The sequence below is a fragment of the Burkholderia sp. AU33803 genome (genome assembly GCF_002223095.1).
GTDB lineage: Bacteria > Pseudomonadota > Gammaproteobacteria > Burkholderiales > Burkholderiaceae > Burkholderia.
The window spans coordinates 517,694-532,098 of sequence record NZ_NKFJ01000006.1 but is presented as its reverse complement, the minus strand read 5'-3'; the positions used below and the strand labels follow the sequence as shown (position 1 = coordinate 532,098).

At 66.6% G+C, this 14,405-nt stretch carries 14 protein-coding genes and 1 pseudogene; 2 read left to right on the top strand and 13 right to left on the bottom strand.

From position 1 onward, the window contains the following. Positions 1 to 21: 21 nt before the first annotated feature. From CFB41_RS19640 to CFB41_RS19605, 8 genes and pseudogenes are all read right to left on the bottom strand, one after another. Positions 22 to 564, bottom strand: a complete 543-nt coding sequence (locus CFB41_RS19640) for a cytochrome P460 family protein (protein WP_089443283.1) — start codon at positions 562 to 564, stop codon at positions 22 to 24. Continuing rightward, the gene (locus CFB41_RS19635; RefSeq protein WP_089457590.1) at positions 564 to 1,607 is read right to left on the bottom strand and encodes an alpha/beta fold hydrolase; all 1,044 of its coding nucleotides are present in this window, start codon (positions 1,605 to 1,607) and stop codon (positions 564 to 566) included. The genes CFB41_RS19640 and CFB41_RS19635 overlap by 1 nt, the downstream gene beginning before the upstream one ends. 268 nt (positions 1,608 to 1,875) lie before the next feature. Beyond that, on the bottom strand, positions 1,876 to 2,130 hold the full coding sequence (locus tag CFB41_RS19630) for a hypothetical protein (RefSeq protein ID WP_089443285.1): 255 nt from the start codon (positions 2,128 to 2,130) through the stop codon (positions 1,876 to 1,878). Positions 2,131 to 2,158: 28 nt separating this feature from the next. Further along, on the bottom strand, positions 2,159 to 3,337 hold the full coding sequence (locus CFB41_RS19625) for an acetate/propionate family kinase (RefSeq protein ID WP_089457589.1): 1,179 nt from the start codon (positions 3,335 to 3,337) through the stop codon (positions 2,159 to 2,161). 4 nt (positions 3,338 to 3,341) lie between these two features. Then, entirely contained in the window at positions 3,342 to 4,280 is a 939-nt protein-coding gene (locus CFB41_RS19620) for a phosphate acetyltransferase (protein WP_089457588.1), read from the bottom strand. Between the two features lie 19 nt (positions 4,281 to 4,299). Continuing rightward, positions 4,300 to 6,648, bottom strand: a complete 2,349-nt coding sequence (locus CFB41_RS19615) for a DUF3141 domain-containing protein (protein WP_089457587.1) — start codon at positions 6,646 to 6,648, stop codon at positions 4,300 to 4,302. 61 nt (positions 6,649 to 6,709) lie between these two features. Next, positions 6,710 to 7,519 (bottom strand): enoyl-ACP reductase FabI, encoded by an 810-nt coding sequence (fabI, locus tag CFB41_RS19610; RefSeq protein ID WP_373558626.1) that lies wholly within the window; start codon positions 7,517 to 7,519, stop codon positions 6,710 to 6,712. Between the two features lie 243 nt (positions 7,520 to 7,762). Continuing rightward, positions 7,763 to 8,008: pseudogene (locus CFB41_RS19605) on the bottom strand (transposase); the annotation flags it as partial. Between the two features lie 201 nt (positions 8,009 to 8,209). Here CFB41_RS19605 and CFB41_RS19600 point away from each other — a divergent pair. Beyond that, positions 8,210 to 8,650: an RICIN domain-containing protein gene (locus CFB41_RS19600; RefSeq protein ID WP_089443289.1), complete on the top strand. Its 441-nt coding sequence runs from the start codon at positions 8,210 to 8,212 to the stop codon at positions 8,648 to 8,650. A gap of 186 nt (positions 8,651 to 8,836) precedes the next feature. Here the strand turns inward: CFB41_RS19600 and CFB41_RS19595 are convergent, their stop codons facing one another. Continuing rightward, positions 8,837 to 10,123: an epoxide hydrolase family protein gene (locus CFB41_RS19595; protein WP_089457586.1), complete on the bottom strand. Its 1,287-nt coding sequence runs from the start codon at positions 10,121 to 10,123 to the stop codon at positions 8,837 to 8,839. Positions 10,124 to 10,323: 200 nt separating this feature from the next. After that, complete coding sequence (locus CFB41_RS19590; RefSeq protein WP_089458926.1) at positions 10,324 to 11,028, bottom strand: SDR family oxidoreductase; 705 nt, start codon at positions 11,026 to 11,028, stop codon at positions 10,324 to 10,326. Positions 11,029 to 11,162: 134 nt separating this feature from the next. Here CFB41_RS19590 and gcvA point away from each other — a divergent pair, with 134 nt between their 5' ends. Continuing rightward, on the top strand, positions 11,163 to 12,056 hold the full coding sequence (gene gcvA / locus CFB41_RS19585) for a transcriptional regulator GcvA (protein ID WP_089457585.1): 894 nt from the start codon (positions 11,163 to 11,165) through the stop codon (positions 12,054 to 12,056). Positions 12,057 to 12,072: 16 nt separating this feature from the next. Here the strand turns inward: gcvA and CFB41_RS19580 are convergent, their stop codons facing one another. The 3 genes from CFB41_RS19580 to CFB41_RS19570 all read right to left on the bottom strand — a co-directional run bounded on the left by CFB41_RS19580 (position 12,073) and on the right by CFB41_RS19570 (position 14,168). After that, positions 12,073 to 12,669, bottom strand: coding sequence for a pyridoxamine 5'-phosphate oxidase family protein (locus CFB41_RS19580; RefSeq protein WP_089457584.1), 597 nt, complete (start codon positions 12,667 to 12,669; stop codon positions 12,073 to 12,075). A gap of 95 nt (positions 12,670 to 12,764) precedes the next feature. Next, positions 12,765 to 12,956 carry a hypothetical protein gene (locus tag CFB41_RS19575; protein ID WP_089443292.1) on the bottom strand — a complete coding sequence of 64 codons (192 nt, stop codon included), beginning with the start codon at positions 12,954 to 12,956 and terminating at the stop codon, positions 12,765 to 12,767. Positions 12,957 to 12,968: 12 nt separating this feature from the next. Continuing rightward, positions 12,969 to 14,168: a PLP-dependent aminotransferase family protein gene (locus CFB41_RS19570; RefSeq protein WP_089443293.1), complete on the bottom strand. Its 1,200-nt coding sequence runs from the start codon at positions 14,166 to 14,168 to the stop codon at positions 12,969 to 12,971. Positions 14,169 to 14,405 lie beyond the last annotated feature (237 nt).

The following is a 14,405-nucleotide window of genomic DNA, read 5'->3' as shown; positions in this document are numbered from 1 at the left end:
GAACCCGTCACACCACGCGCGTCACGGCGCAAGCCGCGTGAACACGTAGTCGTGGTTCTTCACGCGCGCCTGGTGGCACGCAAAGCACGTCTGATGCTGGCCGATATCGGCCGGTACGCCGTTGATGAAGCGCCCGAAGCCCCAGCCGCCCGTCGACGCATAGCGGCGCGAGTCCTTCACCATCACCTGCACGGTCGTCGCCTGGCCCGGCACCGTGGCACTCGGGAGCTCGTCGGACTGCTTGCGCTTGTACGCGAGCTTCACGAGGATCGTGCCGTCCGGGAACGGCAGCGTCGCCTGCTCGAGTGCGCGGATCGCGACGGGGTTGCCGAGCACCACACGGAGTTCATCGAGCGGTGCGGCTTCCTCGGCCGGCGCGACCATTTCCCACTTCCGGTAGCCGGGCGGGATCGTCACGCCATAGATCGGCGAAGCGGCGGCGGCCGGCTTCGGCTGCTCCGCGAATGCGGCCGGACCGCTGGCCGACCACGCGCCGGCCAGCAGCACGCCCGCGACGACCGTGCGTCGCATGCCGCGACGCATTGCGCCCACGCGCGCCCGCATCACAGGTGCTCCACTTGCAGGATCGCATCCGCGAACGCCTGCGGCGCTTCCTGCGGCAGGTTGTGGCCGATGCCGCCGGTGATCGTGCGGTGCTGGTACTTGCCGGTGAACTTCTTCGCGTACGCGGCCGGCGCCGGATGCGGCGCGCCGTTCGCGTCGCCTTCCATCGTGATCGTCGGCACGGTGATCGCCGGCCCGGCCGCGAGGCGGCGCTCGATGTCGTCGTACTGCGCTTCGCCCTTCGCGAGCCCGAGGCGCCAGCGATAATTGTGGATCACGACGGCGACGTGGTCGGGATTCTGGAACGACGCGGCCGTGCGCGCATAGGTTTCGTCGGAGAACTGCCATTTCGGCGACGCGAGCTGCCAGATCAGCTTGTTGAACGCATCGCGGTTCTGCGTGTAACCGAGTTCGCCGCGCTCAGTCGAGAAATAGAACTGATACCACCACTGGAACTCGGCCTGCGGCGGCAGCGGCGTAGCGTTCGCCGCCTGGCTGCCGATCAGGTAGCCGCTCACCGATACCAGCGCCTTCACGCGCTGCGGCCACAGTGCCGCAATGATGTCGGCCGTACGCGCACCCCAGTCGTAGCCGCCGAACACCGCGCGGTCGATCTTGAGTGCATCCATCAGCGCGACGATGTCGACGGCCGTCACGGCCTGCTGGCCGTTGCGCACCGTGTCGGCCGAACGGAACGTCGTCGACCCGTAGCCGCGCAGGTACGGCACGATCACGCGATAGCCGGCCGCGACGAGCAGCGGCGCGACTTCCGCGTAGCTATGGATGTCGTACGGCCAGCCGTGCAGCAGGAACACGACGGGGCCGTTCTTCGGCCCGAGGTCCGCATACCCGACGTTGAGCACACCCGCGTCGATCTGGTGAATCGTGCCCAGCGACACGACGCCGGCCGTGCGCTTGGCGGGCGCGGCATCGGGCGCCGACTGCGCATGCGCGAGGGCGCTGAAGCCGAGGTCGGCGAGGCTCAGGCTTGCGAGCGTCGTACCAAGGATCAGGCGGCGGCGGGTGTTCACGGTTTCAGGCATGACTCGTTCTCCAGTGTCGATCGCTAAGGAAGGGGCCCGCGGCGCGCAGGGGCGCTCGGGAATCCGCGTTCGCGGCGGCGGCGCTGGCGCTGCGCTGCCGTGTGAATCGCTTCACCGGATTTATATCCGATCCATCCAGAGGCTTTGTATCCCAACGTATCTGTGCGTGAACACGACACACGGCGATTCAAAAATCGTGCTGGAGAGGCGCGTTTACAGGGGAATCGGCCCGCATCCCCCCTTCAACCGCGCGGATGCGAAAAGCCCCTCACACCTTCCGATCCGGCAGGATATGCGCACGAATCGACCGTCCCCGCCACGACAGGTGATCAATCCGGGCGCGCAGCGTGTAGAGCGCCACCGACGACAGCGTACTGAACCTGAGCAGCGCGATCGGGTCGCCGATCCCGGCCGGCACGCGCTCGATCGAATCGAACAGCGGGAATCCATACCGGGTCAGGAACGCGCCGACCTCGTCGTCGCGTGCGTGTTCTTCGACATTGATCAGCAGCAGTTCGGCCATGACGGCTCCTTTCTCGATTCGACCGCCGTCACCGGATCAGCCGGCGCGTATGGTGCGCGATCATCAGTTCTTCGTTGGTCGGGATCACCCACGCCGACACGCGGCTCGACGCCGTCGTGAGCAGCGGCCCGCCGGCATGGTTCGCATCGACGTCGATCTCGACGCCGAGCCAGGCCGCACGGCGCATCACGCCTTCGCGAATCGCCGCCGCGTGCTCGCCGATCCCGGCCGTGAAGACAATCGCGTCGATGCCTTCCATGGCGGCGGCGAGCGACCCGAGTTCGCGCGCGATGCGGGTGATGTAAAGCTCGATCGCGAAGCGCGCATGCGGATCGTCGCTCGCGAGCAGCGTGCGCATGTCGCTCGAGATACCGGACACCCCGAGCAACCCGGAGCGCCGATAGATCAGATCCTCGACGGCGCGCACGTCCATCCCGAGTTCGTCCATCAGGAAGAGCACGACGCCCGGGTCCAGGTTGCCGCAGCGCGTGCCCATCGGCAGCCCGTCGACGGCGGTGAACCCCATCGTGCTCGCGACGCTCTTGCCCGCCACGAGCGCGCACATGCTCGCGCCGTTGCCGAGGTGGGCGACGACCGTGCGCCCGCGCGCGGCCTGTGGCGCGACGTCGGGCAGCACGCTCGCGATGTACTCGTACGAGAGCCCGTGGAAGCCGTAGCGGCGCACGCCCCGGCGGGTGATCGACTCGGGCAGCGCGAACGCCTGGTTGACCGCAGGCTGCGTGCGATGGAATGCCGTATCGAAGCAGGCCACCTGCTCGATGCCGGGCTGCACCGTTTCGAGGATGCGAATCGGCGTGAGGTTGTGCGGTTGATGCAACGGCGCGAGCGGCGTGAGCTTCTCCAGCTCGGCCACGATCTCGGGCGTAACGCGCACCGGGCCGCTGAAGCGTTGCCCGCCATGCACGACGCGATGGCCCACCGCCGCGAGACGATGCCCTTCCTGGTGAGCCGCCAGGAACGCGGCGATCTGCTCGAGCCCTTCGTGATGGCCGAACGCCTCGCCGCTGGCCCATCGCTGCTCGTGATGTTCCCCATGATGGTCGACCGCGCTGAAGTGCGCGGTGGCCGTGTAAAGCCCCTCGACCTGGCCGTGCACGATCAGCCCGAGCGTGTCGCCCTGCACGTCGAACGCGGAAAACTTGATGCTCGACGAGCCGGCATTCAACACCAGAATCACGTCTGCCATGGCATCACCCCGCGTGCGTGGCCGCTTCACGCTGCCCGTTCGCGACGAGCATCGCGACCGCGCACGAAGCCAGCCGGGTGATCAACGAATCGGCACGACTCGTCAGGATGATCGGCACGCGCGCACCGAGCACGATCCCGGCGGCGTCCGCGCCGGCCAGGAACGACAGGCTCTTGGCGAGCATGTTGCCTGCTTCGAGGTTGGGCACCATCAGCACGTTCGCGTGCCCGGCCACCGGCGAATCGATCTGCTTGATGCGCGCGGCCTCGGGATCGATCGCGTTGTCGAGCGCGAGCGGGCCGTCGACGAGCGCGCCGGTAATCTGCCGCCGGTCCACCATCTTGCACAGCGCGGCGGCTTCGAGCGTCGACGGCACTTTCGGGTTGACCGTCTCCATCGCCGACAGGATCGCCACGCGCACCTGCGGAAAGTCCAGCGCATGCGCAAGATCGATCGCGTTCTGCAGGATGTCGACCTTGTCCTCGAGCGTCGGTGCGATATTGATCGCCGCGTCGGTCACGATCAGCGGATCGGCATGCGCGGGCACGTCCATCACGAAGCAATGGCTGATGCGCCGGCCGGTGCGCAATCCGGCATCGTGACGCACCACTTCGGCCATGAGCTCGTCGGTATGCAGGCTGCCCTTCATCAGCGCGGCCGCCCGCCCGTCGCGAACGAGCCGCACCGCCGCCGCTGCCGACGCCTCGCTGTACGGCGCATCGACGATCTCGTGATCGATGATCGACAGCCCGCACGCCGCGGCGGTCGCTTCGATACGGGCCCGCGGGCCGACCAGGATCGGCTCGATCAGCCCCTTGCGCGCCGCCTCCAGCGCCCCCTCGAGCGAGCTTCGATCGCACGGGTGCGCGACGGCCGTCGGCATCGGCGCGAGCGTCCTGCAGTGTTCGATGAGGCGGAGATATTTCTCGTGTCTGTTTTCCATCGTGGTTCCTGGCTGTCCGTCACTGCACACGGTCGAGGGCCGCTACCGGCCCCTTGGCCGGCCGCTGCGCGGGCGGCGCACCCAGCACCGCGCGGATGCGTTGCAGCGCTGCCCACTGTTGCTCGCTCACCGACGCGCTCTGCACGCGCGGATCGCCCAGCAGCTTGTCCAGCAACGTCAGCAGCCGCTGGCGATCCTCCGGGCGGGCCAGCAGCGCCGGCAGCGTGGCAACGGCCTGCTGCGGCGCGTAGGTCGCGATGATTTCCTGCTCGCCATAGATGCGCCGCCATTGGTCGGGCGGCAGATCCGGCAGATACTCGGCGTAGGTTTCGGCAAGTTCACGCTCGGTCGCCAGTTGCGCCAGCGGAAACGGCTCGCCGCTGCGTTCGAGCAGAAACGCTGCGCGCGCAAACGCTTCCGTGTAGCCGCCCCGATCGATCGACGCGAGCGCGTCCTTCACGAACGGCAGGTCGCGAGGATCCGTCGCGACCGGCGAAGTGGCATGATGGTCGCGATACTGTTCCGCGAAATGAAGCATGAAAGGCTTCGTGTACAGCGTGAAGAACAGCGACTCGGTGCTCGCATCGCGCATCGCGCGAAAAAAATCGAGCGATGCGCTGATGATGTCCGAGCCACGGCGTTCGAGCTTGCGCCACGGTTCGATATCGTCGGCCGGCTGGCGATGCGCGTTGACCGTGTCGGCAGCCGGCTTCAGCCAGCCAAGCCACGGGTTCAGATCCGAAAACGCCCAGCGCTGAACGCGCAGCGGATGAAAATCCCGCAGCAGGCGCGCCGTGGTTTCGTTCGAGGCCTGCTGCACGAACGGCTGCAGGAACAGTTCATACGCGCGCTGCGTGAATTCGGACAGCTCGGCGACCGCCTCGAACGCATGTTCGTCCTTGCGCCCGAAGCGGTTGAAGTGTTGCGCGATCTCTTCGAGACGGTGCTCGGCGAACGTGACCTCGTAAGCGACCTTGCCGTCGGCGCCGTTCACTTCCTCGATCGACATCGCATAGAGGCCGGGCGGCAGCGTTTCGACGGCATCCAGCACGCTGACGATCTGCGCGTGCTCCTTCTTCGCGACCTTGCCCGACACGAAGATGCCCAGATGCCCGACATCCTCTTCCATCAACCCGATGATCACCTGCCCGCGCGACTTGATTTCCTCCGTGCTGCCGTAGATGTCCGCGACCCAGTTGAACGCCTGCTGCGGCGGCGTGATGTTGTCGCCCATCGACGCGAACAGGATGATCGGCGAGCGGATCTCGCGCAGGTCGAACGCCTTGCCCGCCCCGTCCCGCACCTCGCCGGACCAGAGCTTGTTGCCGATGAACAGGTTGCGCGTGATCCATTCGATCTCCTCGCGGTTCATCAGGTAGTAGCCGCCCCACCAGCGCTCGAACTCGAGGAAGCGCGGCGGCTCGGTGTCGATGTGGTCGTACACGTGGTAATACTTGTCCCACCACGTGTTCGCCGGGTTCAGGTTCTCGAAGTTCTGGACGAGATGCGCGCCGTCGAACTTGCCGTTGCCGAGGTCCGACGCGAACGACGCGAGCCAGGTGCCGCCGAGCAGGCCGCCGGCATAGCGCATCGGATTGTCGCCGGGCCCGTCGCTCCACGCGCCGCTCCAGTACGACATCGGGGCGCCGTTGATGACGATCGGGCCCGTATCGTCCGCCGACGAGCTCGCGAGCATCATCGCGGCCCAGCCGCCCTGGCAGTTGCCGACGATGGCCGGCTTGAGGCTGTCCGGATGCAGCTCCCGCACTTTGCGGACGAACGCCTGTTCCGCCGCACACACGTCGAGCAGCGTCTGGCCGGGCTCGGGTTCCTGGAAGAACACGACGAAGTACACCGGATGCCCCGCGCGCAACGCCACGCCGACCTGCGAATCGTCCTTGAAGCCGCCGATACCGGGGCCGTGGCCCGCGCGCGGATCGATGATCAGGTAGGGCCGCTTGGCGGCGTCGACGATCACGCCGTCCGGCGCCTGGATGTGAACGAGTGCGTAATTGACGGGCCGCTCGAACTGCCGGCCGTCGAGCACCACGTCGTAGTCGAAATGCAGCACCGGCTTGAGCCCCTGGGCCGCGCGCTCGACGTATTGCGTGCCGCGCTCGCGCAGCGTGTCCCAGAACAGCAACGCGCGCTGGACGGTGTCGACCGCGTAACGCCATGCGCTCAACGGCGAGAGCGCGGTGGCGAAGGGCGCGGCGCCCGGGTCGTGGCCGGGGCTGTCGCTGCCGTCGAATGCTTCGCTCAACCGCTTCCCGTACTGCTCCAGCGCGTGCTGCGTGCGCTTTTGCAGCACGTGGACAATCTCCGCGGCGATCTCATGACTGCGCGCCAGTTGCGTGGCAGCATCCATAACACTGTTCTCCAGAGGGGCAAGGTGAATCCCGACGCATTCCGGGAGCGGCCGTCTCGCGTCAGCCGAGCACGTGCATCCCCGCGTCGACGTAGTGAACGCCGCCGGTCATCGCGCGTGCGGCATCGCTGGCAAGAAAGGTGCACAGCGCGCCGACGTCGTCGGTGTCGAACGGCCGGCGCAATGGCGCACGTCGTGCGGTGTCGTCGAGCAGGTGATCGAAGTTCGGCAGCCCGGAGGCCGCCCGCGTGGGCAACGCACCGGGCGACACCGCATGCACGCGGATGCCTGCCGGCCCCAGCTCGACGGCCAGATAGCGAACGCTGGCCTCCAGCGCCGCCTTGACCGGCCCCATCACGCCGTACTCGGCGATGACCTGGTCAGCGCCGATATAGGTCATCGCCAGGAGGCTGCCGCCGGACGTCATCAACGGCTCGGCAAGTTTCGCCATCCTGATGAACGAGTGGCAGGAAGTATCCATCGCGAGGGCGAACCCTTCCGGCGAACTGTCGACGACCCGCCCGTGCAGGTCGGCCTTCGGTGCATAGGCGACGGCATGCAGCAGAAAATCGAGGCGGCCCCACTGCTCGCCGATCGTGTCGAACACGTCGCGCATCTGGTCGGCCCGGCTGACATCGAGCGGCATCGCGATCGCCGGTTTCAGCTGCTCCAGCAGCGGCTCGACGTACGGCAACGCGCGCTCGGATTGCCAGGTCACGGCCAGCTCGGCCCCCGCTGCGTGAAAAGCGCGCGCACATCCCCAGGCGATACTCTGCTCGTTCGCCAGGCCGACGACGATGCCCCTTTTGCCTTCAAGCGGCCGCATGCCATTGCCGGGCGCGCGCGATTCGCGCACGTCATTATTCGTCATCGCGAAACCTCGGATCGTATTTTTTCATCGGGCGAAACTGCGAATGGGCCGAATTGCCTTGGTGCCGCGAATCATTGTATTGAGGGTTTCAAACTACCCGATCATTCACGCGATATATTTTTGATTTTTATCAAAATCGCTTTCAAATCAGATAATTACGATGGAATGTTTCGATCCGGAAGGATGGATTTTCATCTTTATGTCATTCAATCGTGTGCGATGACGCAAATCGGCAGTCGGACCCAGGCTTTGCGCCAAGCCTGGCAGCGCGCGCAGCGGCAGGCGCAACACGGTCTTGATGCCCACCAGCGCCTGGATCGGCGCGGTGCTCGACAGGCGCGGACGCCCGCGCGTTGGCTCGGCCTCCGGCATGCCCGCCAGGGCGGCTTCATCGATCCACTTCGTGACGTTCCGTCGGTTGATCAGAGCAGCGTTGCAGGTCGAGCCGTTCCCGACACGGTAGCGCGCCTTCGTGTAATTGCATGTAATTGATTCAGCGTTGTGGCGGCCCTAATGTTCATCCCAGGCAGAAGCCCATCATTAAACCTTGCCAATCAAGCGCCGACGATTTTTCGTCGATTATATGCAGATACATCGAGGGTCCTGCGCAAGGATGATTTCCACATGAGGCTGCTGTCGGGAAAGTAGCGTTCATTTATCGACTCATTCAATTACCGCTCAGAGGGAAAAATGGCAAAAATCTTTTACTCGGCCGACAACAGCTGGCTCATCGGCGTCACCGATCGCGTCAAAGGCAACCGGTTGGTGCTCCTTCCCACCAGTACGGACAACCTGTATACCGAGTGGGACTTCCAACCGGATGGCGCAATCACGCTGCACAGCGACCCCACGCTCGCCATCGACTGCGGAACGGTATCCGCCGAGCAGTACCTTACCCTGAACACCTACAAGAAAAACAACGCGTCGGCCTCTCAGCAATGGCAATTCGACCCGCAGTCGGACGACGCGCAATCGGGCTACATCGAAAACGTGAGCAATTCGCAACTGGTCTTCGATCTCCAATGGAGAAACGTCGCGAAGGGCACGTACATCTGGACGTACGCGGCCAACGCGTCGGATGCGGAGATCTGGAGCCCGGTTCCGGTCCCGCAGGATTCGTTCAAGAAGTGACCTGAGCCACGCGTCGGTGGTGCGCCGATTGAGTTGTTCGGCGCACCCTCGTCACTGCAGGTAGGCACGACACGTCGAATCTCAGGCAGCCGAGGTTGCCATCCGCGTGGGCGTGCTGAACCGCAAAACAGAAACAAACGCAGGCCGCATGACCGCGCCGGCCCGCGTTCGCCATACGGTCCCCGCTTACACGCGCCGCAACGGCCGGAACCCGGCACGCACTTCACGCGCAAACAGTTCCGGCTCCTCCCATGCCGCGAAATGCCCGCCCTTGTCGACTTCGTTGAAGTAGATCAGGTTGTGATAACTGCGCTCGGCCCAGCTGCGCGGCGCCTGGTAGATCTCGCCCGGAAACACCGTGATCGCGGCCGGCAGCGAGATGTCCACCGCGTTGAAGTTGTTCGAGTGATCCTCCCAGTAGATCTGCGCGGCGGACGTCGCTGTGTTCGTCAGCCAGTACAACGAAATGTCGTCGAGAATCTCGTCGCGCGGAATCGAGCGTTCGGGCACGCCGCCGCTGTACGTCCACTGCGAGATCTTGTCGACCATCCACGCCGCCTGCCCCGCAGGCGAATCGGCGAGCGCATAGCCGACCGTCTGCGGGCGCGTGACCATCATCGCCGAGTAGCCGCAGTTGTCGCGATAGAACGTCGCGAGCTTCTCGTACGCGGCCTTCTCCTTCGGCGACAGCGAAGCCGGCGCGGGCGCATCGGTCGCGAGCAGCGTCGCGATATCCGGCGGCACCGTCGCCGGCATGTTCACGTGAATCCCGGCGAGGCCCTGCACGCGCTGCATCGCCATCCGGTGCGAGATCACCGAGCCGCAATCGCCGCCCTGCGACACGAAGCGCGTATAGCCCAGCCGCGCCATCAGTTCGCCCCATGCGCGCGCGATGTGGTCGGAACCCCAGCCGGTCTGCGTCGGACGGCCCGAGAAGCCGAAGCCCGGCAACGACGGCACGACGACGTGAAACGCATCGTCCGCGCTCGCGCCGTGCGCGGTCGGATCGGTCAGCGGGCCGATCGCCTTCAGCAACTCGAAGATCGAGCCCGGCCAGCCGTGCGTCATGATCATCGGCATCGCGTTCTCGTGCCGCGAGCGCACGTGAATGAAATGAATGTCGAGCCCGTCGATTTCCGTGATGAACATCGGGAAACCGTTCAGGCGCGCCTCGCCCTTGCGCCAGTCGTAGTCGGTGCCCCAGTAACGCAGCAACGCCTGCATGCGCGCGAGGCGCACGCCTTGCGATTCGTCGGCGACGGTCTCGCGGCCCGGCCAGCGCGTCGCAGCAATGCGGCGACGCAGGTCGGCCACGGCGTCATCGGGAATGTGTGCGGTGAACGGGCGTATGCCGGTCGCGCCGGTCGCGCCGGTCGCCGCATGCAGCGCGGTGGGCAGCATCGCCGAGACCCCGGCGGCCACGGAGGTGGCCAGCAGGTGGCGACGCATCGGGGAAAACGGTGTGGAAGACATCGTTCGGCATCTCCTTTCGTGAAGTGGAAAGTGAACATGCCGCGCGCGGGAAGCGCGCCTTCGCTTTCAATCCGGCGCGCCCGCGTCACGCGGCGTCGCCCATTTGAAAGGTCTGATGTATCCCGTATTTGTCTGATTTGTACGCGTTTGTAGCGGCTGGGCGGCGAGCGGGCCGGCCTCTGCAGCCGCCCGCCCGCCGCTCAAAGCGCCTTGACGATCGCGCCGTCGACGCGAATGTTCTGGCCGGTGATGTAGCCCGCGCCGTCCGACAGCAGGAACGCGACCGTCTTCGCGATCTCGCCGGTCTTGCCGAAGCGGCCGGCCGGAATGCGCGCGACGATCTCCGGCGTTTCCGGCCAGCTGTCGATGAAGCCCGGCAGCACCGCGTTCATCCGGATGTTCTCGGCCGCATAGCGTTCCGCGTAAAGCCGCGTCCACGCGCTCAGCGCTGCGCGCAGCGCCGACGAAACCGGCATCGGCTGCTCGGGCGCATCCGCCGCGAAACTCGAGATGTTGACCACCGCGCCGCCGCCCTGCTTCTGGAAGATCGGCGTCACGCGGCGCATCACGCGCACCACGTTCAGCAGGATCAGGTCGAGCCCCGCGTGCCAGTTGTCGTCGGTGATCGCCAGCAGATCGCCCTTCGGCGGGTGCCCGGTGTTGTTCACGACCGCATCGATGCGACCGTAGCGCGCCACCGTTTCCTGCACGAGCAGGTCGATGTCGGCTTCTTCCGTCACCGAGCCCTGGATGCCGAAGCCGCCCAGTTCCTCGCCGAGCGCCACCGCGCTGCCCGACGGCGACATCAGCGCGACGCGATAGCCCGTCGCCGCCAGCTCACGCGCGATCGCCGCGCCCATGCCCTTGCCTGCCGCCGTGATCAACGCTACTTTTTCTACAGTCACGATGTACTCCTCGTTCGAATCCTGCCGCCGCGCAGCCGCCGTTCGGCCCGCCATGGTGGTAATGTAGGCGCATCCATCACGACTGTCGAACCAGTATTTCTGCCTCCAGCCGATAGTTTTTCTACAGCCTGACGATGCCGCCTCGCCCCTCCCGCCTGCCGCCGCTGAATGCGCTTCGCGCGTTCGAAGTGTCCGCGCGGCACCTCAATTTCCGCGCCGCCGCCGACGAGATCGGTGTCACGCAGGGCGCCGTGGCGCAGCAGGTGCGCCACCTCGAGGACGTGCTCGGCCTGAAGCTGTTCGAGCGCCTGCCGCGCGGCCTCGCGCTGACGCACGACGGCGCCGCGTATTTCTCCGACGTGCAGCGCGCGCTGCATGCGATCGCCGACGCGACCGACAAGCTCGTGAAGCGCCGCGCCGCGCTGACGATCAGCACGACGCCGTCGTTCGCGTCGAAATGGCTGATCCCGCGGCTCGCGCAGTTCACCGACGCGCATCCCGACTACGACGTGCGCGTGATCGCCGATCCGCAAATGGCGACGTTCCGCCACGACGGCGTGGATCTCGCGATCCGCTACGGCAAGCCGCCGTTCGGCAAGCATCTCGCCACGCATGCGCTGTTCCCGCTCGACGTGTGCGCGGTGTGCAGCCCCGCGCTGCTGGCCGCGCCCGCGTCGCCGCGCGCGCTCGCGGGCCACGTGCTGCTGCACGACGCGCACGACCTGTGGCCCGAGTTCCTCGCCGCGATGCCCGAGCCCGTCGACATCGATCCGCACAAGGGGTTGCGATTCAACCAGACGTCGCTTGCGATCGATGCGGCCGTCGCCGGCCAGGGCATCGCGCTCGCCACCGATCCGCTGGTCGAGCGCGACATCGCCGCGGGCCGGCTGTGCAAGCCGTTCGATTTCGCGTTTCCGCTGTCGGTGGGGTTCTATCTCGTGTATCCGGCCGAGCGGCGCGACGACGATGCGATCGTCGTGATGCGCGAATGGATGGCCACGCAGGCCGTGTCGGACGGGCGCCCTTGAGCGGGCTTCGGCAGGATCAGGGCGCGACCCAGCGGCCTTCGTAGCCGCGTTCGTGCAGGTCGAACACCGCGCGGCGATGGCCGGCGCGCGCGAGTTCGAGCCAGTCGATACGCGTCACGGTCACGTGAAGCAGGCAGAAATTGTCGTAGCCGTCATCGGTCGATGCGGCACCCTGGCTCGCCGGGACATGCGCGTCTTCCGGCGACGCGACCGGCGTACCCGGCGGCAACGGTGCGCGATACAGCAGCAGCGTATGCGGACGGCTCGCTTGCCAGATCGCGCGCCGTTGCGCTTCGTCGTCGCAGATCGATGCCGCACCTTCCAAGCGAATCTGCACGAGCGCGTCGAGATCGCTGGCGATGAGCGCGATGCGCGGATCGCGGCGCAGCTCCGCGACCTTCTCCGAACGCGCATCGCTATGAAACGACAGCATGCGATCGGCGCGGCTCACCTGACGCAACACGATCGTGCGCACCTTCGGCGCGCCGTCGATGCCGAGCGTCGCGGCCTGCAGCATCGTGAACGGCGAGCGTTGCGCGCTCACGCCGGATTCGAGGCACGACCACAGGCGCTCGTAGGTTTGCGCGAGTGATTCGGAAGTGGCATCAGGCATGACGAAGCGGCGATCGGGCGGGTGGCGATCGCGCCAGCTTAACCGTTTGCTGCGGCGACGGCACGCGTGTGGCGCGCCGGCCGCCGCCGGGCGGCTCAGTTGTAGCCGAGTACGACCGGTGCCGCGTCGCCGAGGTCGGCCGCCGGCTCCGCGCCGAAGCGGCCGAGCACGTCGGCCACATACTGCGGCCCGGCGCTGATCTGCGACGACCGGTGTGCGACCGGCCGGTTATCGCCCGCGCCCGGCGCGATGCTCATCGATACGGTGTCGTTGACGGTGATGTTCACGTTGATGTCTCCTCACGCGGCGAGCGCCGCACCATACGCGCGCACGAGGCGCGCCACGCCTTCCCGGATCGCGTCGACGTCCGGCGCGGCGAACGACAGGCGCAGCGACGCCGCGTCGACGTTGTCCGCGAAGAACGCCTTGCCCGGCACGAACACGACCTTGTTCGCGATCGCCTGTTGCAGCAGCACGTCCGACGACACCGCGCCGATCCGCGCCCACACGAACATCCCGCCTTCGGGACGATGGAATTCGATCGCATCGCCCAGGCCGTCGCGCAGCGCGTCGCACATCGCGTCGCATTTGCGCTGGTACGCGGCCGTGATGCGCGGCAGATGGCGTTCGAGCGCACCGTCGGCCAGATACTCGGCGGCGGCCGCCTGGGTCCACGGCGTGCTGCACAGATCGACCGTCTGCTTCGCGATCACGCAGCGCCGCGCGATCTCGGCCGGCGCGATCGTCCAGCCCACGCGCAGCCCGGGCGCGACGATCTTCGACAGGCTCGCGAAATGCACGATCCAGTCGCGCGCGCCGTCCACTTCGTCGGCGAGTGCCAGCATCGACGGCACGGCTTCGCCCGCGAAACGCAGGTCGCCGTACGGATCGTCCTCGACGATCAGGAAACGGTATTGCACCGCGAGACGCAGCAGCTTCAGCCGGCGCTCGCGCGTGAGCGTCGCGCCCGTCGGGTTCGCGAAGGTCGGGACCGTGTAGAGCAGTTTCGGCTGCGCGATCGCGCCGGACGCGAGCTGTTCGCCGAGACGATCGACGTCGAGGCCCGCGCCGTCGACCGGAATCGTCACGATGCGCGCCTGCTGCAGACGCATCGCCTGCAGCGTCGCCGGGTAAGCCGGTTGCTCGGTCAGCACGACGTCGCCGGGCGACACCATCACGCGCAGCAGCAGGTCGAGGCCTTGCTGCGAACCGGTCGTGACGAGCAGCTCGGCCGCCGTGCACGTCACGCCGCGCCGCCCCATCAGTGCGATCAATTGCTGCTTCAGTTCGGCGAGGCCGTCGGTCGGGCCGTATTGCAGGCAGCGCACGGGCTGCGCGTACGCGCGCTCGGCGGCCGCGTTCAGGCCGTCGACGTCGAACAGGTCGCTGGCCGGATAGCCGCCCGCGAAGGAAATCATGCCCGGTTCGGACAGGTACTTGAACAGTTCGCGGATCGGCGAGCCGGCGGGATTCTGGAATGAGGGAGTGAACGCGTACATGTCGTCGTGGGCTGGATGGCGCGGACGGCCGGGATAGCCGCCCGATACCGGCCACCGCGGCGCTTCTGGCGCCACGGCGGTGAAATCGAGCCACGATTGTCGATAGTCATTAAGGCCGCGGCAAACGATATCTATGCACTAGGTCTTGCGGTTTGGTCATCACATGGGGGAGGTGACGTGCCCGCCGACGGGGAAGGTGATGCGTGGTTTGGGGTGCACGCCGTCGCGCGGCATTCA